The organism is Actinoplanes sp. NPDC023714, from assembly GCF_040639855.1.
Lineage (GTDB): Bacteria > Actinomycetota > Actinomycetes > Mycobacteriales > Micromonosporaceae > Actinoplanes.
This window is the reverse complement of record NZ_JBFAAR010000002.1, coordinates 929038-951798: the sequence shown is the minus strand read 5'-3', so window position 1 is coordinate 951798 and position 22761 is coordinate 929038. Positions and strand designations below refer to the sequence as shown.

The following is a 22761-nucleotide window of genomic DNA, read 5'->3' as shown; positions in this document are numbered from 1 at the left end:
TCTCCCCGAGGAGACCCCCGTGCGATCGAGACACATCACTGCCGCAGCGCTGGCCGCCACCGTCCTGGCAGCCACCGTGCCCGCCGCCCCGGCGAGCGCCGCCCCCTCCCAGCTCGTCGTCGACCTCGGCGCGAGCACCGGCCCGCTCCGCTACGGCGCGACCGGGTTCCTCTACGGCCTCGGCGACGAGGGCATCCCCACCGAGACCATGCTCGCCGCCCTCAAGCCGCAGGTCACCGCGCAGAAGGCGCCGGACGGCCTGCAACACCCGAACGGCGACGCCCTCACGATCGCGCCGATGTTCAAGCGCGCCGGCGGCCGCGAGATCCAGGTCTACATGCAGGACGTCTACCAGCAGTGGCCCTACGAGAACCTGGGCATCGCCGACTACCTGTCCAAGGTCGACACGATGACCCGCAAGATCGTGGCCGACCCGTACCGCGGCTCCTACGTCTACGTGCCGTTCAACGAGCCGGACATGATCTGGTACGCCGGGAACCTGACCGGGCTGCTCAACGACTGGAGGACGGTCTACCGGAAGATCCGCTCGATCGACGCGACGGCGCGGATCGCCGGGCCGAACTTCGCGTCCTACCGCTCCGCCGACCTGCGGGCGTTCCTCTCGTTCGCGAAGAGCAACGACGTGCTGCCGGACGTGATGACCTGGCACGAGCTCGGCGACTCGTTCTTCACGAGCTGGCAGCAGCACTTCGACGACTACCGGGCCATCGAGACGAGCCTCGGCGTCAGCCCGCGCCAGATCAGCATCAACGAGTACGGCCGCTCGTCCGGCGACCTGGGCGTGCCCGGCAACCTCGTGCAGTTCGTCGCGAAGTTCGAGGCCAGCAAGGTCGACGGCTGCCTCGCCTACTGGACCACCGCGGGCGGCCTCAACGACCTGGTCACCCGCAACAACCAGGCGACCGGCGCGTGGTGGCTCTACCAGTGGTACGGCGTCCTGACCGGCAACACGGTCGCCGTGACGCCGCCGTCCGCGGGCGGGTCGCTGCAGGGCCTGGCGGCCCTGGACGCAACCAAGAAGCAGGCGAGGGTCATTCTGGGCGGCAACAATCCGGCTTCCGCTGTGTACGACACCAACGTGCTGCTGCGCGGGGTTCCGTCCTACCTCGGCAGCACCGTGCACGCGACCGTGTGGGGCGTCGACACGTCCGGCACGAACCCGTCGAGCGGCCCGTACGTCGTCAAGGAGGCCGACGTCGCGGTCAGCGGCGGGCAGGCGACGATCCCGCTGACCGGGCTCAAGGGCACGTCGGCGTACCACGTCGTCGTCACGCCGGACCGGGACCTGTCCGCCGCGCGGGCCGGCCGCTACGAGGCGGAGTACGCCGCCCTCATCGGCTCGGCGAAGGTCACCTACGGGAGCAACACCGGGTACTCCGGGACGTACTTCACCGAGGGGTACGGCGCGAGCAGCACGGCGAGCACCACCTTCGTGGTGACCGCGCCGGCCGACGGCTACTACGACCTCGCCCTGCGGTACGCGGCCGGCCCCTACACCGGCGCCCCCGCGAACCGGGCCATCCGGCTGCGGGTCAACGGCACCGACCTCACCGACGTGGCGCTGCCCGGTACCGCGAACTGGAACACCTGGAACACCGTCACGACGAAGGTCTACCTGCCGGCCGGGATCAACCGCCTCGACTACCGGGCCTTCGCCGCCGACGACCGCGACGCCGTGAACCTCGACCACCTGGACGTGACCCCCGGCAACGGCATCGTCTCGGCGTACGAAGGCGAAAGCGCAACCAACACGCTCAGCGGAACCAGCGCCGTGGTGACCGACGCCGCCGCCTCGGGCGGCAGGTATGTCGGCTGGATCGGCGCGGGCGCCGGCAACACGCTGCGCTTCAACGGCGTGACCGCACCCGCGGCCGGCCGATATCGCCTGGTCGTGACGTACGCGAACGCCGAGGTCGTCGGCGAGCACCAGTACAACAACAACATCGTCGACAGGCACGCGGAGATCAGCGTGAACGGCGGTGCGGCGAAGAAGGCGGTCTTCCGCAACACCCTCGCCTGGAACACCTACCGGACCGCGGTGATCGACGTGGATCTCGTGGCCGGGGCGAACACCATCACGGTCGGCAACAGCACCAGTGGCTACGCGCCGAACGTCGACCGCATCCAGATCGCCGCGATCCTCGGTTAAGGAGCAACATTCGTGCTGGTCATCAACACCCCGGCGGACGGCCCGGCCACCGTGGCGGGCTCCGGGCAGCCGCTGGTCGAGGTCCTGGTCGCGGGGGAGGGCCGTGACCACGTGTCACGGCGCTTCTCGGAGACCTCGGTGGGTCGCCGGCTGCGCGTCACGGCGGCCACGCCGGAGCTGATCGAGCAGCGCGACGACCGCACCGGGCTCACCGTGCGACTCCATCTCCACCGGACCGCCGGCGGGGTGCGGGCGCACACCACGGTCACCAACGACGGACCGGCGCCGGTCCTGCTGCTCGGCGTCACCTCGCTGGTCGTCGGCCTGCCGGACACCCCGGACGACCTCGATCTGCTCACCGGTGACAGCGAATGGCTCGGCGAGGGGCGGTGGACCCGGCGCCCGCTGCGGGACGTCGTGCCCGACCTGCACCTGCGCTCGCACGGGCAGGACGGCCGGGGCTGTCACACGATGATCAGCTCCGGCACGTGGTCGACCGGGACGCACCTGCCGGCCGGCGCCGTCGGGAATCTCCACTGGCAGATCGAGCACAACGGACCGTGGCGGTTCGAGGTGGGGGAGCGGCGCGACGGCGTCTACGTCGCGCTGCTCGGCCCGACCGACATCGATCACCAGTGGCGGCAGTGGCTCGCGCCGGGGGAGTCGTTCGCGACGGTCCCGGTGTCGGTGGCCGCGTCGCTCGAGGGCCTGACCGCGCACCGGCGCTCACTCGCTCCCCGGTCCGACGGCAAGGTCGTCTTCAACGACTACATGAACACGCTCATGGGCGATCCCACCACGGCGAAGCTGCTGCCCCTGATCGACGCGGCGGCCGCGGCCGGCGCCGAGGTCTTCTGCGTCGACGCCGGCTGGTACGACGACGACGCCGACTGGTGGGACAGCGTCGGCGAGTGGCAGCCCTCGCAGACCCGCTTCCCGCGCGGCATCGAGGAGGTGATCGGCCGGATCCGCGGGCACGGCATGGTCCCCGGCCTCTGGCTGGAACCCGAGGTGATCGGCGTCCGCAGCCCGATGGCCGGCAAGCTGCCGGACGCCGCGTTCCTGCAGCGCGGCGGCGTCCGGGTGGTCGAGCACGGCCGCTACCACCTGGACCTGCGCCACCCGGCCGCGGTCGCGCACCTCGACGAGGTGGTCGACCGGCTCATCGAGCAACTCGGCGTCGGCTACTTCAAACTCGACTACAACATCGACCCGGGCGCCGGCACCGACCTGGCCGGTGACAGCCCCGGCGCCGGGCTGCTCGGCCACAACCGGGCGCACCTGGCCTGGCTCTCCGCGCTGACCGACCGGCACCCCGGGCTCGTCCTGGAGAACTGCGCGTCCGGGGCGATGCGCGCCGACCAGGCGACGCTCGGCCGCACCCACCTGCAGTCCACCAGCGACCAGCAGGACTTCCGGCTCTACCCGCCGATCGCGGTGGCCGCGCCGTTCACGATCCTGCCCGAGCAGGCCGCGAACTGGGCCTACCCGCAGCCGGACATGACCGACGAGGGGATCGCGTTCACGATGTGCACCGGTCTCCTGGGCAGGCTCTATCTGTCGGGGCGGCTCGACGCGATGTCGCCGGCGCAGAGGGCTCTGGTCGGCGAAGGCGTCACCGCTTATCAAACGATAAGAACGGATCTGCCGGACTCGGTTCCTTTCTGGCCTCTCGGTCTGCCTCGCTGGGACGACCCTTGGCTCAGCCTCGGGTTGCGGGCCGGTGGCACCACCTACCTCGGCGTCTGGCGGCGCGCGGGCGACGACGTCGTCGGCCTGCCGTTGCCGCACCTCGCCGGCCGGGAGATCGACATCGATGTGCTCTATCCGACACGGTTGCCGCGATGGTCGTACCGATGGGACCGCGCGACCGGCTCGCTCAGCTTGACCACCCCGGGTTCTGACGCGCACTCCGCGCGGATCTTCAAGATTGGAATTCGCGAATGAAACGCACCCTCGCCGCCTTGTTGCTCATCTTCGGACTCGCCGCCTGCTCCGACCCCGGTGCGGGGGAGAGCGCCACCGACCCCTCCGCGATCACCTGGCCGGAAGCGACGGCGAAGCTCGACGGCGTGAAGCTGACCATCTGGGCCGCGCAGAACAGCAACACCGTGCCGAAGAAGGTGATCGAGGGATTCCAGGCGGCGACCGGCGCGAGCGTCGAGGTCGTCACCATCCCCGACCCCTACGAGCAGGGCATCCAGACCAAGGTCGCGACCGGGGACAAGCCGGATCTGGCGTTCTGGCAGCCGACCGCGTCGATGCTCACGGCGATCAACGCGCGGACGAACCTGCAGCCGCTGGAGGGGGCGCCGTGGCTCAGCTCTTTGAATCCCGATCTGAGGGACATCACAGGCATCCTGGACGGCACCCGCTACGCGGCCCTGGTCACCAGCCCGGCGGTCGAGGGCGTCTACTACAACAAGGAGGTCTTCGCGGCCCACGGCGTCAAGCCGGCGACCGATTTCGACAACCTCGTCGAACTGGCACGCGGCCTGAAGGCCAAGGGCGTCACGCCGTTCCACGAGATGGGCGCCGACCGCTGGGCCACCCAGTGGTGGGTGCAGGTGCAGCTCGCCGACGCCGCCAAGGCCGGCCTCTGGGACCGGATCAACAGCGGTCAGGAGAAGTTCACCGACGCGACCGTCCTGGACGCGATCAAGCGCTACGACGCGCTGATCGAGGAGGGACTGTTCAACAGCGACATCAAGACCGCGAAGTTCGAGGACCAGGGCACCGCGCTGCTCGACGGCAAGGCCGCCATGGCCGTGCAGGTCAACTCGTTCTTCGGCCAGCTCCAGGCGAAAGCGGACACGGCCACCCTGGACAAGAAGATCGGGTTCTTCCCGATCGCGCCGTCCGGCAATGTCGGCACGTTCATCCCGGACCAGTCGAACGCCCTGGTCGCCTTCAAGACCGGCGACGCCACGCGAGAGGCGGCGGCCCGGCAGCTGCTGACCTACTGGATGGGCCCCGGCTACCAGGACTTCATCACCGACCGTAACACCGTGTCGCTGCAGACCGCCGTCGCGAACCCGCCCGGCGTGCCGCAGGCCCTGCTCGACGTCCACGCCGCGGTCGGCGCCTCGGCCGGTTCGATGCAGGCCCTCGCGGTCGCGAACCCCGACCTCTACCTCAACCTGGCCGACATGATCGCCGGCACCATGACTCCGGCACAGGTCGCCGAGGCGACGCAGAAGCAGTTCGAGCAGCTCGCCAAGGCCGCTGGTCACCTGAAGTGACGACCTTGGTTCTCGCAGGGGCCCGGGCGCGATCCTCGGCGCGCCCGGGCGCCATCACGCGACGCACGCATCCGCTGTGGTTCCTCTTCCCCGCGTACGGTCTGCTGCTCGTCTTCTTCGTGCTGCCGACCGTCTACCAATTCGTCTACGCGTTCACCGACTGGTCCGGGTTCAAGGCCTCGATCGCGCCGGTCGGGCTGGACAACTTCGGTCAGCTCGCCGCGGACGGGACGCTGTTCCGGTCGTTGCGCATCACCGTCGTCTACGCGGTCCTGGTCGCGATCTTCCAGAACCTGTTCGGTTTCGGTCTCGCCGTGCTGCTCGAACGCGACACCGTGATCAACCGGATCGTCCGGACGCTCTTCCTCGTCCCGGTGCTCATGTCGGCCCTCGCGGTCGGCTACATCTTCCAGGCGCTCTTCAAGGGCACGCCGGTGCTGGCCGACACCACCTGGACCATCGTGGTGGTCGCGCTGATCCACGCGTGGAAGTGGATGGGCCTGGCCATGCTGATCTACCTGGCCGGCCTCAAGACCATCCCGCTCGACATCCTCGAGGCCGCGAAGATCGACGGCGCTTCCCGGTGGAAGACCTTCTGGAGGGTACGGGCGCCGCTCCTGGCGCCGGCCGTCACGTTCAACGTCGCCACCGCCCTGCTGGGTTCCATGAACGGCTTCGACGTCGTGCAGGCCACCACGGGCGGTGGCCCGGCCCGCACCACCGAGCTGCTCAACATCTTCATCTACCGGACGTTCGGGCAGGGGCTGTTCGCCCAGGCCACGACCATGAGCCTGGTGCTGTTCCTGCTGGTCGCGGTGCTCGCGTTCCCGGTCATTCGAGTGCTGCGCAGGCGTGAGGAGATGATGTCATGAAATCTCGGATATTTCAGCCCGTCGCGGCGGTAGTGCTCGCGGCCGTGGTGATCGGGATTCCGCTGTGGCTGGTCGTCGCCACCGCCGGCAAGTCCCAGGCCGAGGCGATCGATCCGGACCTGAGCCCGCCCGCCGACTGGCAGCTGATCGAGAACTTCCGCCGGGTGTGGACCGAGGCCGACGTCCCGGCCGCCCTGGTCGGCAGCCTGCTCGTCGTGGTGCCGACCGTGGTGGCCGTGCTCATCCTCGGCTCGATGGCGGCGTGGGTGCTGGCCCGCCGTACCTCCCGGCTCACGGCGCTGCTCTACGCGCTCGGCATCAGCGGGATCATCCTGCCGCCCGCTGTCGTCACCGTGGTCCTGCTGCTGCGCCAGCTCGGCCTGGCCGGCACCACGGTCGGCATGATCGGCGTCTACGTCGGCATCTACCTGTCCACGGTGATCTTCTTCGTGACCGGCTTCGTCCGTACCATCCCGGACGCACTGGAGGAGGCGGCCCGCATCGACGGCGCCGGCCCGGTGGCGGTCTTCCTCCGCGTCGTGCTGCCGCTGCTGCGCCCGGTCCTCGCGACCGCCACGATCCTGATCTGCCTCTACGTCTGGAACGACGTCTTCTACGCCTTCTTCGTCGTCGGCGGCCGCCTCGACACCCTGCCGCTCAACCTGTTCCGCGTGGCGAGCGCCGGCCTCTACCTCAACAACTGGCACCTCATCTTCGCCTACGTCATCCTGATGAGCCTGCCCCTCGTCGCCGTCTTCGCGGTCGCCCAGCGCCGCATCATCTCCGGCATCACCGGAGGCGCCGTCAAATGACCTGCCGGCGGCCCGGCCCGGGGCGGTGTCGATGAGCCGCTTCGAGGAGGGCGCCGACGCCGGGCACCGCTGGGAGATGCGCAGCAGGCCGATCGCGGCGGTTGCGTGACCGGCCCGGGAAAGGGCGAGGCCCCGGCTGATCCGCAACTCATCAGCCGGGGCCTGCCGTACGAACTCAGACCAGGTCGTAGCGGTCCAGCTCGGTGACCTTCGTCCACGCCTTGACGAAGTCGGTGACGAACTTCTCCTTGGCGTCGGCGCTCGCGTAGACCTCGGCGAGGGCCCGCAGCTGCGAGTTCGAGCCGAAGATGAGGTCGACCGCGGTGGCGGTCCACTTCACCTCGCCGGTGGCGAGGTCCTCGATCTCGTACACGTGCTCGGTGTCCGACGCCTTCCACTTCGTGCCCGGCGAGAGCAGGTTGGCGAAGAAGTCGTTGGTCAGCTGCCCCGGCTTGTCGGTGAGCACGCCGTGCGCGCTGCCACCGACGTTGTTGCCGAGCGCGCGCAGGCCGCCGACCAGGACGGTCATCTCCGGCGCGGTCAGGTTCAGCATGTACGCGCGGTCGACCAGCAGGATCTCCGGCTGGGTCTTCTCGCCCGGGCGCAGGTAGTTGCGGAACGCGTCGGCGCGCGGCTCCAGGACCTTGAACGACTCGACGTCGGTCTGCTCCTGGGTGGCGTCGGTGCGGCCGGCGCGGAACGGCACGGTCACCGGGACGCCGGCGTCCTTCGCGGCCTTCTCCACGGCGGCGTTGCCGGCCAGGATGATCAGGTCGGCCAGGGAGATCTGCGCGCCACCGGCGGCGTTGAACTCCTGCTGGATCTTCTCGAGGGCGTCGACCACGGCGATCGCCGGCTGGTTGACCTCCCAGCTGCGCTGCGGCTCGAGGCGGATCCGGGCGCCGTTCGCGCCACCGCGCTTGTCGGTGGAGCGGAACGTGGCGGCCGAGGCCCACGCGGCCTGGACCAGCTGCGCGACGCTCAGGCCCGAGTCGAGGACCTTCGCCTTGAGCGCGGCGACGTCGGCGTCGCCGACCAGCGGACCCTCGACGGCCGGAACCGGGTCCTGCCAGAGCTGCGCCTCCGGCACCCACGGGCCGAGGAAGCGCGAGACCGGGCCCATGTCACGGTGCAGGAGCTTGTACCACGCCTTGGCGTACGCGAGGCGGAACTCCTCGGGGTTCTCCAGGAAGCGGCGCGAGATCTTCTCGTAGGCCGGGTCGACGCGCAGCGACAGGTCGGTGGTCAGCATCGTCGGGCGGTGCTTCTTCGACGGGTCGAAGGCGTCCGGGATGATCTCGTCGGTGGTCTTGGCGACCCACTGCTTCGCGCCGGCCGGGCTGGTGGTCAGCTCCCACTCGTAGCCGAAGAGGATCTCGAAGAACCGGTTGCTCCACTGGGTCGGCTTGTCGGTCCAGGTGACCTCGAGGCCGGACGTGATGGTGTCCTTGCCCTTGCCGCTCGCGTGGGTGCTCAGCCAGCCGAGGCCCTGGGCCTCCAGCGGGGCGCCCTCGGGCTCGGCGCCGACATGGCCGTCGGCCGGGGCCGCGCCGTGGGTCTTGCCGAAGGTGTGACCACCGGCGATCAGCGCGACGGTCTCCTCGTCGTTCATCGCCATCCGGGCGAAGGTCTCCCGGATGAAGTGCGCCGCCGCGAGCGGGTCGGCGTTGCCGCGCGGACCCTCCGGGTTGACGTAGATGAGGCCCATCTCGGTGGCGCCGACACCCTCGGACATCGTCTTCTCGGAGACGTAGCGCTCGTCGCCGAGCCAGGTGTCCTCGGGACCCCAGAAGATCTCCTCCGGCTCCCAGACGTCGACGCGGCCGAAACCGAAGCCGAAGGTCTCGAAGCCCATCGACTCCATGGCGACGTTGCCGGCCAGGACCAGCAGGTCGGCCCAGGAGATCTTCTGGCCGTACTTGGCCTTGATCGGCCAGAGCAGGCGGCGGGCCTTGTCCAGGTTCGCGTTGTCCGGCCAGCTGTTCAGCGGGGCGAAGCGCTGACCGCCGTCGCCGGCGCCACCACGGCCGTCCTGGATGCGGTAGGTGCCCGCGGCGTGCCAGCTCATGCGGATCATGAGGCCGCCGTAGTGGCCGAAGTCGGCCGGCCACCAGTCCTGCGAGGTGGTCATCAGCTCGACGAGGTCACGCTTGAGGGCCTCGACGTCGAGCTTCGCGAACTCCTTCGCGTACTCGAAGTCCGGGCCGAGCGGGTTGCCCTTCGAGGAGTGCGCGTGCAGCACCGAGAGATCGAGCTGGTTCGGCCACCAGTCCCGGTTGGTACGGGGACGGCCGCCGGTCTTCGGGGTCGGCGAGTCGATCGCCGGGTTCTCGCTCTCGCTACCGTGCGCGGTGACGGAGTCGTGCGCTACCGGGCACTTGCCTTCGGTGCCCTGGGGGTCGCTCATGGTGTTTCCTTCTTCCGAATTCGGCGGATCACTCGGGAGTGCTGGTCAGACAGTCGGGACAGACGCCCCAATAGACGACCTCCGCCTCGTCGACCACGAACCCGTGATCATCGGAGGCGGTGAGACAGGGGGCGGGACCGACCGCGCAGTCGACGTCGGCGATCGTGCCGCAGGAGCGGCAGACGACGTGGTGGTGGTTGTCACCCACCCGCGTTTCGTAGCGGGCCGTCGCACCGGCAGGCTGGATACGGCGCACCAGACCCGAGTCGGTGAGCGCACGTAGCACATCGTAAACCGCCTGGTGGGAGACGGTGGGAACATCCGCCCGGACGAGTGCGATCACGGTGTCGGTGTCGACGTGGGGGTGGTCCCGCAGCGCGGCGAGCACCGCCAGCCGGGGCCGTGTGACGCGCAGCGAGACCGCCCGAAGCTGGGCTTCGAGGTCGGTCATGCCGATGAACTTAACCAGCTTTTCTGGAACGGATCAAGTTTTCAGGGCTGTGTGTTCGCTTGGACACCTGTGCTTCATCGGCACGCTCTTCCCCTCGTACAGAAGAAATGCTCTTGATCCTTTGAAGCGGGCCGCGAGCCGGGAGCGCTGGCGTGGCTGCGCCATAATGGCCCGATTGTCCGCAGATGAACGGGGCGTTCCGTTGGATTCGACAGTCGTCGTGCGACCGTCCCGCCTGGCCGTCGCGGCGCTGCTGCTCTTCGCCGTCGTCGACGTGCTGGCCACCCTCGCCGCGATCGGGCACTACGAGGACAGCATCATCATCTTCACCCATGGCCGGCCCGACCTGCCGCCGGCGTGGTTCGCCTACGCCCTGCTCGAGTTCGCCGAGGACGAGCTGCTCGGCCTGCCCGGCCTCCTGGCGGTCGTGTGGTGGCTGACCCTGCTGCTCGCCCTCGCCGGCCTCTATCGGCTGCGCCCGATCCTGCCCCGGCTCCGGGCGCTGCTGGTCACGGCCGTCCTGCTGAAGACGGTGGCCGCCGTGCACCACGCCCTCGCCGCCCCGCCCGACCCGGTGATCGAGGGCTTCCTCACCACGAGACCGGTCGCCTATCCGCTCTGGACCGTCTCCACGATCGTCCTGGCGGCGGCCGCCTGGCGGGTGGCCCGGTCCGGCCACCCGGACCGGGTCTGACCACCGCATATGCTGCGTCCATGTCGATCCTCGAGGAAGCCTCCGTCGATGCCGCCGTGTTCGCGCTGCGGCCCGGCTACCGCGCCATGCTGATCACCGTGGAGGGGCTGGTGCCGGGACCGAGCGACGCCGACAGTGACGCGCTGCTCAAGGAGGCCGAGGAGTCGGCCCGCGACCTGGTCGTCGAGCAGGTTCCGCACGTGGCGGCGTGGCGGGAGGCCTACCGTGCGTTCGGGGCGAAGCCGCAGCGCACCCGCAACAGCCTGGAGGCGCTGCTGCGGCGCGCGGCGGACGGGCTGCCGCGGGTGAACCGGCTGACCGACATCTACAACGCGATCTCGGTGCTGCACCGCATCCCGCTCGGCGGCGAGGACCTGGCCCGGTACGCCGGCCCGCCCCGCCTGATCCGCGCGACCGGCGCCGAGCCGTTCGACACCACCGCCGCGGGCGCCGAGGTGATCGAGCACCCGGAGACCGGCGAGGTGGTGTGGTGCGACGACGAGGGGGTCACCTGCCGGCGGTGGAACTGGCGGCAGGGCCGGCGCACCCGCCTGCGCGACGAGACCACGTCGGCGCTGTTCATCCTGGACGCCCTGAAGCCGATGTCCGACGAGGACCTGAACGCCACCGCCGGCGAACTGATCACCCGGCTCGGCGGGCTGGGCCCCGACGTCCGCACCGGGCACCGGCTGCTGTCCGCTCACTCCCCGGCGTCGATCTGAGAACGATCACCCCCGGGCCGAGCTACATGAGCCGCACCTTGGCGTCCTCGGCGACGTCGGCGGATGCGTCGTCCAGCCGCCCGAGCTCGTCCGCGAGCCCCGCAGGCGTCACGGTTGGAGCGTCTCGTTGATCTCGATGAGATGGCCGTCCGGGTCGCGCAGGAACGCCCGCACCTCGCCACCCCACTCCGGCTCGGCCGGTGCGGTGAGCAGCGTGACGCCGGCGGCGGTCAGGGCCGCGCAGGCCGCGCGGCAGCCCGCCACCTGCACGACGATCGCCGCGACCACTCGGGAAGCGCCGCCTCGGGTGCCCGCAGGGCGACCCCCGGCCGGTCCGGCGGCGGCTCCCCGGCCGCGGCGAGGTGCTGTCCGGGTGCTGGTGTTCGCGGGTGTGTGTTGGGTGGGGGTGCGATCCGGACCTGAAGTCGACACGGGTGCTGGTGTTCGCGGGTGTGTGTTGGGTGGGGGTGCGATCCGGACCTGAAGTCGACACGCGCTGCCGAGCAGCCCGATCAAGGCCGGCCCGATGCAGTCCGCGATCTCCGCGGCGGTGAAGCCTGCGCCGGCCGCACCGGCCCCGGCCATCGATTTCCGCCGAGCACCGTCGACACATCGTCAATTTGCGATTAGACGATAAATTTTGAGAATGATTATCGTTCCGCTCCTCAGTGACAGGAGTGAGAACCATGAAGCGCATGCTCTGGATCGCGGGTCTTGCCGCGGCCACCACCGTGATAGCCGGGTGCGGCTCGTCGAGCGACGGGAGTGAGGCGGCGGCCCCCGCCGAGGAGCCGAAGCTCGCCGTCGTCGCCACCACGCCGGAGGTGGCGGACTTCGTGCGCAACATCGGCGGCGCCGGCGTCGACGTCACGCAGATCATCAAGCCGAACGTCGACCCGCACGACTACGAGCCGACGCCCGCCGACCTCCAGGCGATCAGCAAGGCGAAGATCGTCGTCAAGAACGGCGTGGGCCTCGAGGAGTGGCTGGACCGCACGATCGAGTCGGCCGGCTTCACGGGCGCGGTCGTCGACTCCAGCGAGGGTGTGACGCTGCGCGAGGGCGGCCACCACCACGAGGAGGAAGAGGAGGGGGAGCACGCCGAGGAGGAAGGGGAGGAGCACGATCCCCACATCTGGCACGACCCCCGCAACGCCAAGATCATGGTGGCGAACATCGAGAAGGGCCTGGCCGCCGCCGACCCATCCAATAAGGCCACCTTCAACGCAAATTTCGTGAAATATGCGGCGGAAATCGACAAGCTCGACGCCGACAACGCCGCTGCCTGGGCGAAGATCGAGGACCGCAAGCTCGTCACCAACCATGATGCGTTCGGCTACTACATCGAACGCTACGACCTCGAGTTCGTCGGCTCGGTCATCCCCAGCCTCGACACCAGCGCCGAGCTCTCCGCGAAGCAGCTCAGCGACCTGATCGCGAAGATCGAGAGCACCGGCACCAAGGCGATCTTCGCGGAAAGCTCGCTGCCGCCGAAGACCGCCGAGGCGATCGCGCAGCAGGCCGGCGTGAAGGTCGTCGCCGGTGAGGACGCGCTGTTCGGCGACAGCCTCGGCCCGGACGGCTCGTACCTCGAGGCCGAGCGCCACAACACCGAGGTCATGACCGAGGCGCTGGCCGGCTGACGATGGAACTGCGGTACTCCGGCGCCGGCGTCGGCTATCAGGGCAAGCCGGTTCTGTCCGACATAGACCTGGAAATCCGCGAGGGCCAGCGACTGCTGCTCGTAGGCCCGAACGGCGCCGGCAAATCCACCCTGATCAAGTCGATGGTGGGCCTCGCCGAGATCGTCGGCGGGACCGCGACGACGCCGCCCCGCCACGAGACCGGATACGTTCCGCAGTCCGGCAGCCTCGACGCCGACTTCCCGGTCAGCGCGCGACAGGTCGTCATGATGGGCCGCTACCGCCGCCTCGGCTGGTGGCGGCCCGCCGGGAGGGCCGACCGCGCCGCCGTCACCGACGCCCTCCGCAGAGTCGGGATGGAGGACCGGGCCGGCCACCGCTTCGGCACCCTCTCCGGCGGCCAGCGCCAGCGCGTGCTGCTGGCCCGCGCCATCGTCGCCGCGCCGAAGCTGCTGCTGCTCGACGAGCCGTTCAACGGCGTCGACGCGGTCAGCCAGGAGGCCATCGTGACGGTCCTGCGGGAGCTGTCGGCCGCCGGCACCGCCATGGTCGTCAGCACCCACGACCTCGGTCTCGCCCGCGACCTCGCCGACCTCGTCTGCCTCCTCAACGGGCGGCAGTGGGCGGTGGGCAAGCCAGGAGAGACACTCACGGTCAGTGCGCTGCGCCAGACGTACGGCGGGAGCGCCGTGGCCCTGGACGACGGCCGGACCGTGCTGGTGGAGCCGTGATCGAGCCGTTCACCGTACCGTTCATGGGCCGCGCCCTCGCCGAGATCGCCCTGCTCGCACTGATCTGCGGCCCGATCAGCGTCCTCGTGTTCGTGCGCCGCCTGTCGTTCGTCTCGGACGCGCTGACACACACCGTCTTCCCCGGTGTCGTGATCGGGTTCGCGGCGGCCGGCATCGAGGGAGTGTTCCCCGGCGCCCTGGTCGCGGGCGTGCTCACCGCCGTGGTGCTCACCGTGCTGACGCGCGGGGCCCGGCTCACCGGCGACGCCGCGACGGCGGTCCTGCTCACCGCCATGTTCTCGATAGGTGTGGTGCTGGTGTCGCGCCGGGCCTCGTACACATCGGATCTGACGTCCTTTCTCTTCGGACGGCTGCTGACCGTGACGCCGCAGCAGATCGCCGAGACCGCCGTGCTCGCGGTGGTGATCCTGGCCGGGCTGCTGGTCACCGCCCGGGCCCTGGTGTTCCGCGCCTTCGATCCGGTGGGTGCGGCCGCCGCCGGTTTCCGGGTCGGCCGGCTCGACCTGTGGCTGAACGTGCTGCTCGCCCTCGTCGTGGTGGCCGCCGTGCGCGCGGTCGGGACGATCCTCGTGGTGGCGCTGCTGATCGTCCCGGCGGCGGCCGCGCGGATGGTGTCGGACCGGCTCGCCGTGATGGCCGGCGTCGGCGGGGTGCTCGTGCTCGCCGCCGGATATCTGGGCCTGCTCCTGTCCTGGACCGCCTCGCTCCGGTACGGGGTGGCGCTGACCTCGGCGTCCGCGGTGGTGCTGCTGCTCGTGCTGTTCTACCTGCTGCTCATCCCGGTGAAGATGCTGAGGAGTACGACGTGATCGAGCGCGCGGTGATCGAGGTGCTGCTCGTCGGCGCCCTGGCCGGCCTCATCGGCGTGCACGTGGTGATGCGCCGCCTCTCGTTCTTCACGATGGCGCTGACCCACGCGACGTTCCCGGGCGTGGTGGCCGCCTCGATCGTCGGGGTGAACCTGCTGCTCGGCGGCGTGGTGACCGGCGCCGTGATCGCCCTCGGGGTGGCCGCGCTGTCCCGGCGCCGCGGCCAGGACGCCGCGGCGGCGACCGGCGTGCTGCTCTCCGGCGGGTTCGCGCTCGGCGCCGCCCTCGTCGCGACGCAGAGCGGCTTCAGCCGGGACCTGTCCTCGTTCCTGGTCGGCTCGATCCTCACGGTCAGCGCCGGGGACCTGCTGATCACGGCGGTCGTCCTGGTCGTCGTGGCGCTCACGCTGCTGGTCTGCGCCCGCCCGCTGCTCTACACCGGCTTCGACCCGACCGGCGCCCGCGCGGCCGGCCTGTCGGTCGGCGCCTGGGACGTGGTGCTGCTGCTCACCATCCAGGTCGTCGTGGTGACGCTGGTACCGGCCATCGGCACCATCCTCGCCCTGTCCCTGATCGTCGCCCCGGCCGCGGCGGCCCGGCTGTGGTCCGACCGCCTCCCGGTGCTCACCGCCCTGGCCGTCGGCCTCGCGATGGCGAGCGGCGTGATCGGCCTGGCCGTCTCGGCCCGCTGGAACGTGGCCGCCGGAGCGAGCATCTCCCTGACCGCGACGGTGGTCCTGCTGCTCTCCTGGCTTCTGCGGCGGTCGATTCCTCTCCTGGGCAGGGTCGTGCCCGCATGATCGAGCCGGGGGAGCTGCGCCGGGCCGTCGAGGTGCTGCGGGGGATGGCCTACGAGCACCGGCTGCACATCCTGGTCGTGCTGAAGGCGGGCGAGGCCACCCCGGCCCGGATCGGCGAGGTCGTCCCGGCCCATCCCACGGCGATCGCCCACCACCTGCGGCACCTCGCGAACGCCGGCCTGATCCGCCGTCGCCGCCAGGGCCGGCACGTCTTCTACGCCCTGTCCGGCGACGCGGTGGCCGACCTCGTCGACGGCGTGCTGAACAGCCTCCGCACGGCGGGGACGCCCCTCACGCGGGCTCCTTCGCCGGCACCCGGGAGAAGTGCAGCTCCGGGTCGGTGACGTCGTCGGCCCGGAGGAGCTTCACGTCGGACTGGTAGTTCATCGAGGTGAGCCAGGGCATCCGGTCGCCCTGGCGTGGCAGGTCGCCGACCGCGCGCTTGATGTAGCCCGCCCCGAAGTCGAGGAAGGGCCGGGTCGGCATGGACGGGTCGCTCACCTCGGGACGGCATTCGTCGTACCCATGAAGGTCCATGTGTTTCAGGAGCCGGCAGAAATGCTCGCAGAGCAGGCCGATCTTGAGCGTCCAGGAGGAGTTGGTGTAGCCGATCGCGAAGGCGAGGTTCGGCACGCCGGAGAGCATCATGCCCTTGTAGGCGACGGTGTCCGGCAGGTGCACGGGACGGCCGTCGACGGTGACCGGGACGCCGCCGAACGCCTGCACGTTCAGGCCGGTGGCGGTCACGATGATGTCCGCTTCGAGGGTACGGCCGGACTCCAGCAGCACGCCGGTCGCGGTGAACCGGGCGATCCGGTCGGTGACGATCGAGGCGCTGCCGTGCCGGATGGCCCGGAACAGGTCGCCGTCGGGCACCGCGCAGAGCCGCTGGTCCCACGGGTCGTAGGGCGGGTTGAAGTGCTCGTCGACCGGATAGCCGGCCGGCAGCTGCTTGGTGTTGACCCAGCGGATCACCCGCCGCGCCGACCGGGGGAAGCGCTGCGCGAACGACCAGATCAGCTTCTGCTGGGCGATGTTCTTGCGGCGGGTCCACGCGTAGCCGCGCTCCGGGCCGAGGTGCTTCTTGAGCGCGTTGGCGATCCGGTCCTTCTTCGGCACCGGGAGGATGTAGGTCGGCGTGCGCTGCAGCATCGTCACGTGCGCGGCGGTCGTCGCCATGGCCGGAACCAGCGTCACCGCCGTCGCGCCGCTGCCGATCACGAGGATCCGCTTGCCGGCGTGGTCGAGATCGTCGGGCCAGTGCTGAGGATGAACCAGTTCCCCACCGAAGTCGGACATGCCGGGAAAGTCGGGTGTGTAGCCCTCGTCGTAGCGGTAGTAGCCGCCGGCGCTGAAGATCCAGTCACAGGTGAGCCGTTTGCCGTCCGCGAGGGTGACGGTCCAGCGGGCCTGTTCGGACGACCAGGACGCACCGGTCACCTTGTGGTGGTAGCGGATGTGCTCCTCGAGGCCGTTCTCGGCGATCGTCTCGCGCAGGTAGGCGAGGATCCGCGGGGCGTCGGCGATCGACTCCTCGTCGCGCCACGGCTTGAACTCGTACCCGAAGGTGTGCAGATCGGAATCGGACCGGATCCCCGGATAGCGGAAGAGATCCCAGGTGCCGCCGGACGCGCCGCGGGCCTCCAGGATCGCGAAACTCTTGGCGGGCAGCTCGGTCTTCAGGTAGCGCCCCGCGCCGATGCCGGAGATGCCGGCCCCGACGATCAGCACGTCCAGATGTTCCATCCTCCCAGGATGCGTTTTCCCGGTGCCGTTGCGCCAGTGCGAAACGCACCGTCATCATCACAGCATGGTGCAGAAAGCTGCATGGCCGTCGATCTCGCCGCGGGTCGCCGACCTGTTCCGGCAGGGCGCCGAGGCCGCGATCGACCCGCCCGCCGACTGGATCGAGGGCCTGCACGCGGCGTCGCTCAGCGGTGATCGGATGCGGCCGGTCGCCGAGGACCCGGTGCTCGTGGCGGGGGTGCGGCGCAGCAACATCGCCAATCTGCGCCGATGGACGTCCGCCAACATCCAGACCCCGGGGGTACGGGTGCCGGTCGAGCCCGCCCCGGAACTCCTCGACACGGCCCGTGACCTGGTGCGGCGCGGGCTGGATCAGCGGGCGCTGGACTCCTACCGGACCGGGCAGTCGGTGGCCTGGCGGCGGTGGATGGACATCTGCTTCGACCTCGACGCGTCCCCGTCCGAGCTGCGCGACCTGCTCGACATCTCGTCGCTGTCGATCTCCACGTTCGTGGAGGACACGATCGCGGCGGTGTCCGAGCGGATGGAGGTGGAGCGGGCCTCGCTGACCCGTGGCGAGCACGCCGAGCGCCGGGCCACCGTCACGCTGATCCTGGAGGGGGCGCCGATCAGCCGGACGCGGGCCGAGGCGCAGCTCGGCTACCGGCTGACCGGCCCGCACACGGCGGCGATCGTGTGGGCGCCGGTCGCCTCCGACCAGCTCGAAGCCGCGGCCGAAGCCCTGGTCCGGGCCGGCGGCGCCGCCTCCCGCCTCACCGTCGTGGCGGGGGCGGCCGCCCTCTGGCTGTGGCTGCCGGTGGCCGTCGCACCGGACCCGGCCCGGCTCGTCCTCCCGCCGGGCGTCCGGATCGCGATCGGCCGGCCGGCCACCGACCTCGACGGCTTCCGGCGCAGCCACCTCGACGCCGTCACCACCCAGCGGATGCTGACCAGGCTCACCTCCCCGCAGCAGGTGGCCCGCTACACCGATGTCCAGCTCGCCGCCCTGCTCACCGCCGACCCGGTCCAGGCCGGCGAGTTCCTCACCGACACCCTCGGCGACCTCCTCCACGCCGACGCCGAGACGCGCGAGACGGTCGCCGTCTACGTGAGCGAGCAGTGCAGCACGACCCGCACCGCCGAACGCCTCTTCACCCACCGCAACACCGTGGTGCGCCGCCTCGCCCGCGCCGACCGGCTGCTGCCGCGCCCGCTGGCCGAGAACCTGGTGAGCGTCGCGGCCGCCATCGAGCTGCTGCGCTGGAGGGGTTGACCGGTGTGGGCAGGGGCGCCGCTCTTGGCGGTGACGCCCTGTGCGGGCATGGTGGCGTAGCGGAGCCGCGGCATGGCAGAATCAAGCCTGTCAATGTAGATCCAATGTCTTGCCGCATGCCGACGGGTGGGCCGGCGACCTGACCTGGGAAGTCGACTATGACGCCGCCGAACTTGATGCCGTGGAAGAGGGCCGTGGCGGGATCGCACGGCAACCTCCGTGGGTGGGAGAGGCAGTGACGGAGTCGGTCTGGAGCAACGCTGTCTGGCGCAAGAGCACGCGTAGTACCGGCAACAACGCGTGCGTCGAGGTGGCTTTTCTGGGCGGCGAGGTCGCGATCCGTGATTCGAAGATGCCGGAAGGGCCGGTGCTGATCTTCTCGGTGGCCGAGTGGCAATCCTTCCTCCGGTGGGTGGTGGAGAGCGGAGGCGAGGTCGCCTGAACGCTGTCAGTTCATCTCGGCGATGACCGACTCGAGGAAGTTCGCGGTGGCGCTCTGTTCCAGGGCGGTCTCCTCGAGGCGATAGAACTTGTCCTTGTACTCCGCGATGATGTCCTCGTCCTCGCGGGGGGGAGACGCTGGCGGCTCGGTTGTCGAGGAAGAGCAGTTCGTCGTCCTCGGGGTCGGCGAACTCGAGCATCGTGAAGCCTCGCCTCATGCCGAAGTGGAACCCCTGTGTGAAGGGCATGATCTGGATGCTGATCTGGGGACGCTCGTTCAGTTCCTGTAAGCGCCTGAGCTGCCGAACCATCACCTTGCCGTCTCGGGGCTTCGCGCCCGCCCATCTCCTGACGACGGCTTCGTCAAGGATGAAGAACATCTGTGGGGCGGCCTCACGATCCAGGATCGACTGTCGCAACATCCGGGCCTCGGTCTGGCGTTCGATGTCGCGCTCGGTGGTTTCGGTACTGGCGTAGGCCTGGTTGACCGCGCGGGCGTACTCCTCCGTCTGGAGCAGGCCGGGCACGATGAGGGGTTCGCTCTGGCGCAGCAGTGACGCAGATTCCTCGTAGCTCAGATAGGCCCTGAACTCACGGCCCAGCACGTCGCGGTAATGACTCCAGCCCTGTTGCCGGCTGGCCCGGGCCATTTCGGTCAGGGACTTCATCAGGTCGGGGTCGTTCACTTGATAGCAATCGAGCAGGGCTCGAAGATCTGTTTGCTGGACGCCGACCTGTCCGTTTTCGATTCTCAGCAGCTTCGATGGCGACCAGCCGAGTTCTTCGGCGACCTGTCTCTGGGTCAGGCCTCGTTCTGATCGTGCCCGGCGAAGTTCGATCCTCAAGCGACGTCGCTGCACGGTGGGATCGAGATGTTGCTCCATGATCGGCGATCTCCTGGCTGGATGGAAAGCAGGTCCGCTGAGTGCTCGGAGGCGGCGAGGGACGTATGGTGACCCGCAAGTGGGTAGTAGCAGATAGTGGGTATCAAGGCGCGAGTGGCAGGCGGCGGGAAGGGTCACGCTCCGACGACAGGGAGCAATATTGCTACTAGCTACCTGCTGCTAGCAAGTGGGCGCATCCTGAGTGTGACCACCTAACGGAGAGTACCCGTCATCTCCCGTTGGGACTGGCAACTCGGATCGTCGTGTTCCAGTCCCACTCTCTCGTGGAGCGAGACCCGAGGTGTCCCGGCTTCGAAGACCGGAGTCAGCGTGCCCAGGACGCCACCGACGAATCACGAGGCCACGGGCCGAGCGGGCGAGCCATCGCCCGTTCCGCGATCTGCGCCTGCCGTTTCGTATCGGCGTCGTTGGTACGCGCCGTGGCGGAGACGAGACACTCCGGCGTCCACGACGGGGGAATCGGGCGCGATGTCGGCAGTCCACGGGCCGGTCGGGAGTGACGCGGAAGCCGGGGACGAGGTCCGGGATCCTCAAAAAGGCGGCGAGCCGGGAGCTACGTCACACTCCTGGGTGCCGTTGCTGGTGCCGCCACCCGCGGCCTGCCCCTCCCCGTCGCCAACCCGGAACCCGGGCTGGCTCGTCGCCATCCTGGATTCCCTCGAGCGGGCAACGGGGCGTGCGAGGTCGCTCCGCGAATTTGTGACGATCTTTCTCGTGCACGCCGCGTTGTACGCATTGATCGCGGGGATCGTCGTGGCCGGCACCGTAGTGGTTCTCGTGAAGATGATGTCTATAGGGTCGTGGCCGGGGACGGCTGCGATCACCGTAGCGATCGCGGCATCCGGTGGCGCTGTGTTCGCCCGGCGTGCGACAGGCACGCCCCCCGCCCCGGGCTCGGCAGGCGAGACTGCCCCGGGCTCGGCAGGCGAGACCGCCCCGGGCTCGGCAGGGGAGACCGCCCCGGGCGAGCCCGAGCCTTCCGATGCGCAGGAAGACGGCGCTCAGTGAGAGCCGAGATGCCGGGTGACGAGCCGCGTCACCGCGGGCTGGCTCAACCAGCTGCCCACGCACGTGGTCACCAGAGAACCTGCGGCGATGAGTCCCATCGAGAAGACGCGGGCTTCGTTGGCGAAGAATGCGCGTGCTAGAAGCGCGAACACGATCAGGGACACGGCGGCGTAGATCGAGGAAGCCATCAGGCCTGCAAGGAGAACGGTTAGGCGCAGATCGGGAAACATCGATCTTTCATGAGGGCTGGGCGTTCGCGGCACGCCGGCCCGGGCGGTCCCGCTGGGCCGTTGCGCGGTCGATTTCTGCAGCTCAACCCGGAGAGGTGCTGAATTGTCGTCCGCCACGAGACCACCCCCTACGTATCGATGATTTAACCCGTGACGGCACGTCGCGACTACGTGCCGTTCCGTGTTTCCCTCTATGGTGCCGAATGAGGAGCGGTTGACTTGCTTGGTGTGCAGCGTTGTCGCGCGCCCAGCGGCTCGTGGGAGCCGCCGGGCCCCGGGGATGTCAGCCGCGCTTGCGGGCGTACTTCGCGCGGAATTTCTCGACTCGGCCCGCTGTGTCGAGGAGGCGGGAGCGGCCGGTCCAGAAGGGGTGGCTGGCCGAGGAGATCTCGACGTCGATGACCGGGTAGGTGTTGCCGTCCTCCCAGTCGACGGTCTTGTCGCTGGTCGCCGTCGAGCGGGTGAGGAAGGCGAAGCCGGCGCTGCGGTCGCGGTAGACGACCGGGTGGTAGTCGGGGTGGATGCCGGGTTTCATCGTTGGATCTCCTTGAGTGGGAAGCAGCCCGCGAACGGGTCGGTCAGGTGGCGCCACGCGTCGACGCCGTCGGCGAGCTCGTCGTCGGTGAGCAGGCAGGCGTCGAGCAGGCCGGTCAGATAGGTGGCGTCCAGGCCGAAACCGATCAGGGCGAGGACCGTCTGGCGGTCGCCGTAGTACGGGTCCCAGTTCAGGTCGGCGGCTATCCGGCGCTCGTCGCTCGTCTCGGTCCAGCGCTCGACCGGCAGCGCCGCCAGCCAGTAGCCGAGGCTGCCGAGGCTCACCCCGCCGCCGGCGGCCTCGAACGCGATCACCGCGTCCGGCTGGCTGGCGATCCAGAGCTGGCCGCGGCCGCGCAGGGCGTGCTCGGTGATGCTCTCCAGGGCCTCGTGCAGGCGCAGCGGGTGGAACGGGCGCCGGGAGCGGAACACCACCGACGTCTCGCCGTCGTGCACCGCGATCTGCCGGCCCTCCAGCGCCAGGCCGAGCAGGCCGGGACGGTTCGGATCGTGGCGGCCGGTGCGCCGGAGGTCGGCCGCCAGGCTCGCGCAGTCCAGGGGCGGCGCGGTCCCGGTCGTGACGTGCGCCGACCACGGTGCTAAACGACGTACCAGAAGATCCAGGCGCTCCAGGTCGAGCGGATCGCTGTCCGGGCGGCTCCACAAAAGAACGGTGTCGCTGAACTCGACCTGGTGGGCGCAGACCTCGGCGACCGCGCGGTGATCGTCGTCGGCCGCGTGCATGTCCCGGTCGCGCAGGTCGTCGGTGCTCGCCAGGTCGTCGAGGAAGCGGTCGGCGTCGACGACCGTGACATAGGAGTCGAAGCGCAGGGCCGCGGTCACCGGCGCGCCGTCGACGAGGGTGTGCGCACAGGCCGTGGCGACCGCTTCCGGCTCCACGGCCGGCGGCAGCACCAGCAGGATGTCGCTGCCGGGACATTCACGAGCCATGCGTACGAGGGTCGGCAGCGCGTCCTCGCGCAGGGTGCACGAGACGCAGCCGTGCTCGAGCGGGATCTCCGCCTCCTCGAGGATCCGGTCGGCCGACTCGACGACCCGGCGTATCCGGCCCTCGCGGATCGCGGAGATGTCGTGGCGGACGGCGAGCAGGGCGGGGTCCTCGATCAGCAGGGCGCGGGCCGCCGCCTGCGTGGTGCCGGGGGACAGCCCGGAGAGCACGGTGACGGCCGGTCGGTGGTCAACAGCAATCTTCACGACCCCCATCTTGTTGGAAACGATTTTCATTGTCT

Annotated in this window: 21 protein-coding genes and 1 pseudogene; 14 read left to right on the top strand and 8 right to left on the bottom strand. The window is 69.8% G+C overall.

What is annotated here, in order from left to right; genetic code table 11:
• Positions 1–19 precede the first annotated feature (19 nt).
• Genes AB0G10_RS12460 through AB0G10_RS12440 form a run of 5 tightly spaced genes read left to right on the top strand, consistent with a single transcriptional unit; the run spans position 20 to position 7096 of the window.
• Positions 20–2170, top strand: coding sequence for a CBM35 domain-containing protein (locus tag AB0G10_RS12460; protein WP_360919166.1), 2151 nt, complete (start codon positions 20–22; stop codon positions 2168–2170).
• A gap of 12 nt (positions 2171–2182) precedes the next feature.
• Positions 2183–4117: an alpha-galactosidase gene (locus AB0G10_RS12455; RefSeq protein ID WP_360919164.1), complete on the top strand. Its 1935-nt coding sequence runs from the start codon at positions 2183–2185 to the stop codon at positions 4115–4117.
• Positions 4114–5412, top strand: a complete 1299-nt coding sequence (locus AB0G10_RS12450; protein ID WP_360919162.1) for an ABC transporter substrate-binding protein — start codon at positions 4114–4116, stop codon at positions 5410–5412. Before AB0G10_RS12455 ends, AB0G10_RS12450 begins: the two co-directional genes overlap by 4 nt.
• 5 nt (positions 5413–5417) lie before the next feature.
• Positions 5418–6284 (top strand): sugar ABC transporter permease, encoded by an 867-nt coding sequence (locus tag AB0G10_RS12445; protein WP_360919160.1) that lies wholly within the window; start codon positions 5418–5420, stop codon positions 6282–6284.
• Positions 6281–7096 (top strand): carbohydrate ABC transporter permease, encoded by an 816-nt coding sequence (locus AB0G10_RS12440; RefSeq protein ID WP_360919158.1) that lies wholly within the window; start codon positions 6281–6283, stop codon positions 7094–7096. Before AB0G10_RS12445 ends, AB0G10_RS12440 begins: the two co-directional genes overlap by 4 nt.
• 175 nt (positions 7097–7271) lie before the next feature.
• Here the strand turns inward: AB0G10_RS12440 and katG are convergent, their stop codons facing one another.
• Together katG and AB0G10_RS12430 are read right to left on the bottom strand one after the other, a co-directional pair.
• Complete coding sequence (katG, locus tag AB0G10_RS12435) at positions 7272–9503, bottom strand: catalase/peroxidase HPI (RefSeq protein ID WP_360919156.1); 2232 nt, start codon at positions 9501–9503, stop codon at positions 7272–7274.
• A gap of 28 nt (positions 9504–9531) precedes the next feature.
• Positions 9532–9954 carry a Fur family transcriptional regulator gene (locus tag AB0G10_RS12430; RefSeq protein WP_360919154.1) on the bottom strand — a complete coding sequence of 141 codons (423 nt, stop codon included), beginning with the start codon at positions 9952–9954 and terminating at the stop codon, positions 9532–9534.
• 220 nt (positions 9955–10174) lie between these two features.
• On the opposite strand from AB0G10_RS12430, the gene AB0G10_RS12425 reads away from it, so the two are divergent.
• Together AB0G10_RS12425 and AB0G10_RS12420 are read left to right on the top strand one after the other, a co-directional pair.
• Positions 10175–10648 carry a hypothetical protein gene (locus AB0G10_RS12425; protein ID WP_360919152.1) on the top strand — a complete coding sequence of 158 codons (474 nt, stop codon included), beginning with the start codon at positions 10175–10177 and terminating at the stop codon, positions 10646–10648.
• A gap of 20 nt (positions 10649–10668) precedes the next feature.
• On the top strand, positions 10669–11370 hold the full coding sequence (locus tag AB0G10_RS12420; RefSeq protein WP_360919150.1) for a phenylalanine--tRNA ligase beta subunit-related protein: 702 nt from the start codon (positions 10669–10671) through the stop codon (positions 11368–11370).
• A 108-nt stretch (positions 11371–11478) separates the two neighbouring features.
• On the opposite strand, the gene AB0G10_RS12415 is transcribed toward AB0G10_RS12420, so the two are convergent.
• Positions 11479–11955, bottom strand: coding sequence for a VOC family protein (locus tag AB0G10_RS12415; protein WP_360919148.1), 477 nt, complete (start codon positions 11953–11955; stop codon positions 11479–11481).
• A gap of 101 nt (positions 11956–12056) precedes the next feature.
• On the opposite strand from AB0G10_RS12415, the gene AB0G10_RS12410 reads away from it, so the two are divergent.
• From AB0G10_RS12410 to AB0G10_RS12390, 5 genes are read left to right on the top strand one after another with little or no spacing between them, the layout of a single operon-like run.
• Entirely contained in the window at positions 12057–13013 is a 957-nt protein-coding gene (locus tag AB0G10_RS12410) for a metal ABC transporter substrate-binding protein (RefSeq protein ID WP_360919146.1), read from the top strand.
• Between the two features lie 2 nt (positions 13014–13015).
• Positions 13016–13744: a metal ABC transporter ATP-binding protein gene (locus AB0G10_RS12405; protein ID WP_360919144.1), complete on the top strand. Its 729-nt coding sequence runs from the start codon at positions 13016–13018 to the stop codon at positions 13742–13744.
• Complete coding sequence (locus AB0G10_RS12400) at positions 13741–14574, top strand: metal ABC transporter permease (protein WP_360919142.1); 834 nt, start codon at positions 13741–13743, stop codon at positions 14572–14574. The genes AB0G10_RS12405 and AB0G10_RS12400 overlap by 4 nt, the downstream gene beginning before the upstream one ends.
• The gene (locus AB0G10_RS12395) at positions 14571–15374 is read left to right on the top strand and encodes a metal ABC transporter permease (protein WP_360919140.1); all 804 of its coding nucleotides are present in this window, start codon (positions 14571–14573) and stop codon (positions 15372–15374) included. Before AB0G10_RS12400 ends, AB0G10_RS12395 begins: the two co-directional genes overlap by 4 nt.
• Positions 15371–15718: a metalloregulator ArsR/SmtB family transcription factor gene (locus tag AB0G10_RS12390; protein ID WP_360919138.1), complete on the top strand. Its 348-nt coding sequence runs from the start codon at positions 15371–15373 to the stop codon at positions 15716–15718. Before AB0G10_RS12395 ends, AB0G10_RS12390 begins: the two co-directional genes overlap by 4 nt.
• Here the strand turns inward: AB0G10_RS12390 and AB0G10_RS12385 are convergent.
• A complete protein-coding gene (locus AB0G10_RS12385) occupies positions 15666–17120 on the bottom strand; it encodes an NAD(P)/FAD-dependent oxidoreductase (protein WP_360919136.1) in 1455 nt (484 codons plus the stop codon). The two genes, AB0G10_RS12390 and AB0G10_RS12385, sit on opposite strands and share 53 nt — an antisense overlap.
• Before the next feature lie 64 nt (positions 17121–17184).
• Between AB0G10_RS12385 and AB0G10_RS12380 the strand changes: the two genes are divergently transcribed.
• Both AB0G10_RS12380 and AB0G10_RS12375 read left to right on the top strand, forming a co-directional pair.
• Positions 17185–18393, top strand: a complete 1209-nt coding sequence (locus tag AB0G10_RS12380; protein WP_360919134.1) for a helix-turn-helix domain-containing protein — start codon at positions 17185–17187, stop codon at positions 18391–18393.
• A gap of 235 nt (positions 18394–18628) precedes the next feature.
• The gene (locus AB0G10_RS12375; RefSeq protein WP_360920726.1) at positions 18629–18835 is read left to right on the top strand and encodes a DUF397 domain-containing protein; all 207 of its coding nucleotides are present in this window, start codon (positions 18629–18631) and stop codon (positions 18833–18835) included.
• Between the two features lie 148 nt (positions 18836–18983).
• Here the strand turns inward: AB0G10_RS12375 and AB0G10_RS12370 are convergent.
• The 4 genes and pseudogenes from AB0G10_RS12370 to AB0G10_RS12355 all read right to left on the bottom strand — a co-directional run.
• A pseudogene (locus tag AB0G10_RS12370) lies at positions 18984–19718 on the bottom strand (helix-turn-helix transcriptional regulator); the annotation flags it as partial.
• Positions 19719–20740: 1022 nt separating this feature from the next.
• Positions 20741–20977, bottom strand: coding sequence for a hypothetical protein (locus tag AB0G10_RS12365; RefSeq protein WP_360919132.1), 237 nt, complete (start codon positions 20975–20977; stop codon positions 20741–20743).
• A gap of 283 nt (positions 20978–21260) precedes the next feature.
• On the bottom strand, positions 21261–21512 hold the full coding sequence (locus AB0G10_RS12360; protein WP_360919130.1) for a type B 50S ribosomal protein L31: 252 nt from the start codon (positions 21510–21512) through the stop codon (positions 21261–21263).
• On the bottom strand, positions 21509–22735 hold the full coding sequence (locus tag AB0G10_RS12355; RefSeq protein WP_360920724.1) for a GTP-binding protein: 1227 nt from the start codon (positions 22733–22735) through the stop codon (positions 21509–21511). The genes AB0G10_RS12360 and AB0G10_RS12355 overlap by 4 nt, the downstream gene beginning before the upstream one ends.
• Between the last annotated feature and the right edge of the window lie 26 nt (positions 22736–22761).

Bases quoted from the DNA above. Each gene is read 5' to 3' on its own strand.
- AB0G10_RS12450 (WP_360919162.1), top strand. From the start codon at position 4,114: ATGAAACGCACCCTCGCCGCCTTGTTGCTCATCTTCGGACTCGCCGCC.
- AB0G10_RS12440 (WP_360919158.1), top strand. From the start codon at position 6,281: ATGAAATCTCGGATATTTCAGCCCGTCGCGGCGGTAGTGCTCGCGGCC.
- katG (WP_360919156.1), bottom strand. From the start codon at position 9,503: ATGAGCGACCCCCAGGGCACCGAAGGCAAGTGCCCGGTAGCGCACGAC.
- AB0G10_RS12430 (WP_360919154.1), bottom strand. From the start codon at position 9,954: ATGACCGACCTCGAAGCCCAGCTTCGGGCGGTCTCGCTGCGCGTCACA.
- AB0G10_RS12420 (WP_360919150.1), top strand. From the start codon at position 10,669: ATGTCGATCCTCGAGGAAGCCTCCGTCGATGCCGCCGTGTTCGCGCTG.
- AB0G10_RS12415 (WP_360919148.1), bottom strand. From the start codon at position 11,955: ATGGCCGGGGCCGGTGCGGCCGGCGCAGGCTTCACCGCCGCGGAGATC.
- AB0G10_RS12410 (WP_360919146.1), top strand. From the start codon at position 12,057: ATGAAGCGCATGCTCTGGATCGCGGGTCTTGCCGCGGCCACCACCGTG.
- AB0G10_RS12405 (WP_360919144.1), top strand. From the start codon at position 13,016: ATGGAACTGCGGTACTCCGGCGCCGGCGTCGGCTATCAGGGCAAGCCG.
- AB0G10_RS12390 (WP_360919138.1), top strand. From the start codon at position 15,371: ATGATCGAGCCGGGGGAGCTGCGCCGGGCCGTCGAGGTGCTGCGGGGG.
- AB0G10_RS12385 (WP_360919136.1), bottom strand. From the start codon at position 17,120: ATGGAACATCTGGACGTGCTGATCGTCGGGGCCGGCATCTCCGGCATC.
- AB0G10_RS12380 (WP_360919134.1), top strand. From the start codon at position 17,185: ATGGTGCAGAAAGCTGCATGGCCGTCGATCTCGCCGCGGGTCGCCGAC.
- AB0G10_RS12365 (WP_360919132.1), bottom strand. From the start codon at position 20,977: ATGTTTCCCGATCTGCGCCTAACCGTTCTCCTTGCAGGCCTGATGGCT.
- AB0G10_RS12360 (WP_360919130.1), bottom strand. From the start codon at position 21,512: ATGAAACCCGGCATCCACCCCGACTACCACCCGGTCGTCTACCGCGAC.
- AB0G10_RS12355 (WP_360920724.1), bottom strand. From the start codon at position 22,735: ATGGGGGTCGTGAAGATTGCTGTTGACCACCGACCGGCCGTCACCGTG.